The sequence below is a fragment of the Caldisericota bacterium genome, from assembly GCA_034717215.1.
GTDB lineage: Bacteria > Caldisericota > Caldisericia > Caldisericales > Caldisericaceae > UBA646.
This window is the reverse complement of record JAYELD010000043.1, coordinates 1-2423: the sequence shown is the minus strand read 5'-3', so window position 1 is coordinate 2423 and position 2423 is coordinate 1. Positions and strand designations below refer to the sequence as shown.

1 protein-coding gene is annotated in these 2423 nt (G+C 36.7%); it reads right to left on the bottom strand.

Features of this window, described 5'->3' with window-relative positions; translation table 11 throughout:
* Nucleotides 1-340: 340 nt before the first annotated feature.
* Complete coding sequence (gene nadN / locus U9Q18_01970; protein MEA3313125.1) at nt 341-2116, bottom strand: NAD nucleotidase; 1776 nt, start codon at nt 2114-2116, stop codon at nt 341-343.
* Nucleotides 2117-2423: the final 307 nt, after the last annotated feature.

Sequence of the window (2423 nt, the reverse complement as noted above, 5' to 3'; positions counted from 1 at the left end):
GGCTGGAGTGAAATCTAAATTAATGATAGGAAATTGGTTTTTCTGTTGTTGTTGATTTTCCCTCCATTTCATCAAATTCCCATCCTCTAAGCAATTTCGTCATTAATTTATTAGGGGTCAGGTCTTGAAATATCACTTTTCGTATCCCCCCAATTTTTTTAATATCAAGAAAGATCGTTTGTAAAGCATTTCTTCCGGAAGTGATGTAATAAATTGCTCCTGAAAATTATATCCGTAATGGCCTGGTCATACTGCAAAGATAATATAGCTTTTGTTATATTTCAAGACCTGACCCCCATACACTCTCAGGAGGGGGAATATCCCCCTCCTGAATCCGGTATTATTTTACAGATTTTAAACAATAATCATCTACGTTTAGCTCAGGCAGCGTGTTTTCCGGAAGATTCCTGAAGTATTCAACAAGAGGAACAGCATAATTTACAAATGTGTCTTCAAAAACATTTTTGTCAACATCCTGAACTCTTTTAAAGGAATAATAGCCATCTTTTCCAAGGGCTATAAATGAGTTAGTTACCACTTTATATATTTTATTCGGATCTATCGGAGCCCATTTCTTTGTCTTCCTATCCTTAACCTCAAGATTTAAGATTCTGCTTCCCTGTTCAGCCGATTTATCAACATCATATCTCAGGTGTGAAGCATAAGGAAAAGCACCGGTAGAACCAGAAGTGAGTGAGTAGTGTGTTCCCTCTTCTAAAACTTGCTGTATATCAGCTCCACTCATTTTTATAGTAACTATTGTATTAGAGAATGGAAGAGCAGTATATGCATCTGCTGTTGTGAAATCCCCATCCTTTAAAGCTGTTCTAACCCCACCGGCATTCTGTATGGTAACATCTGCAGAATACGTATAGGCTAAAAATGCATCAGCTATGACATATGCAGCATAACTTCCTGTAGGAGTTTCTCCTTTTTTAAAAGGTTCGGGAATCCTATCAAAAGGCATAGTTTTTGTGACTCTACCAATTTTAACCTGCTTATAAGATTCCAGTTCTTTTTTGTATGGTTTCAAAATCTTTTCTGTTGCCGGATCCGGAACCTGTATTTTAACCGTTTCCAGTCCATCAATAATGTCTATTATTTTCTTGGTTTTTTCTTCGGGGACTTCATTCCATTTTTTATTTTCATCTCTTGTCAAGAACGGACCTTCAACCAGAAGCTCTGTCCTCCCCTTGCAGGAAATAATTCTTCCCTCCGTATCAAATTTAATATTCATAATACCAAGACCATGAGCATACTCCCACGCCTGGGCAATATAAACCGTTTCTCCATCAGGATTACCGACTAATGTAGGATATTCTCCGGTTACATTTAAATTCAGGGATTTTAATTCTCCGGTAGAATCTAAAAGATTATGAGTATCGCCGCCTATGATAACATCTATTCCGGTAACTTTCTTAGCCAGGCTTATATCCTCATCGTATCCCAGGTGACTCAACAGTATAATTTTATTTATATTCATATCTTGCAATTCTTTGACCATAGCCTTGACTGTTTCAATTTCATCGGAAAATTCAACAGCATCAGATACCATAGATGACTCAACGGTTTTTACAACTTTTAAAACGCCGATGATACCAACTTTTTCGCCGTTTATTTCTTTAATTACGTAAGGTTTTATATCCGATTTAAAAAGAGGGCTTCTTTTCGTAGGATGAACATTTGCTCCAATTATCGGAAACTCTGCAATTTCGATAAGTTTTGCCAGCTGTTCTTCGCCTTCATCAAATTCATGGTTTCCCAGTTCGTAAGCATCCAGTTTAAGCATATTGAAAATTTTAAAATCCACCTCGCCTTTAAATAAACTGAAATACAAAGTTCCGCATAACTCGCCACTATTCAGCACTATTGTATTCTCGTTTCGAAGTTCATTGATTTCACTTACGATCCGGGACATCCCTCCCAATTGCATGCGGATATTCTCTCCGTCCATATACAAGCCATACAATTCACCTTCAAGATGTGAGTGATGATCATTTGTATGAAGAATCTGTAAAATAAAGTTTTCACTTGTACCCTGCGCCAAACCGGCACCTGTAAACACGATACTCAGTAACAACGCAGCCACTAACCCCAAAATTATTTTTCTTTTCATCTTATTTTTCCTCCTAAAAAAAATATTTTAAAATACTATAATTTTTCAATAAAAATTACTTTTTTATCTCGCCTCCTTTCATCAATCTCCCACTACTATCAGGGACACATTCTATTTTTTCTATGGGTTCGCTTTCCATTTTATAAGGTCTTCCTTTTATTGGCTCTTACACCCCTTCCCTATCTATTAGGGTTTGTAGTGAAAATAAGAAGCCCAGTTTTCTCCATATTTATCATATATGTTAACTAGGCCATGTTTACCTTCTGTTTCCCAACCAATTGCTACGCGAAGATCTCCCCTGTTATTA